The 270-nt window shown below is 60.4% G+C and carries 1 protein-coding gene; it reads right to left on the reverse strand.

Translation table 11 applies throughout. The annotated features are described in order from the left end of the window. A partial coding sequence (locus SB822_RS57385; RefSeq protein WP_410859147.1) for a chorismate synthase occupies positions 1 to 270 on the reverse strand: 270 nt, incomplete at both ends.

Below are 270 nucleotides of genomic sequence, written 5' to 3' on the forward strand. Positions count from 1 at the left end.
TCTCGCGCACATGCGCCCAGTCGACAAACGGCACGTCGATCTCGCCAAGCGCGGCCATGTAGCCACGAATTTCAGTGCCGAATTTTTCGCGCAACCATTTCTTCGCAACGGCACCGGCCGCGACCGTAGGCGCTGTTAAACGCGCCGACGAACGGCCGCCGCCGCGATAGTCGCGAATACCGTACTTCTGCCAATACGTGTAGTCGGCGTGGCCGGGACGAAACGTGTCCACGATGTTGCCGTAGTCTTTACTGCGCTGGTCCGTATTGC

Origin of the sequence: Paraburkholderia sp. SIMBA_054 (assembly GCF_046534875.1) — a bacterium.
Lineage (GTDB): Bacteria > Pseudomonadota > Gammaproteobacteria > Burkholderiales > Burkholderiaceae > Paraburkholderia > Paraburkholderia hospita.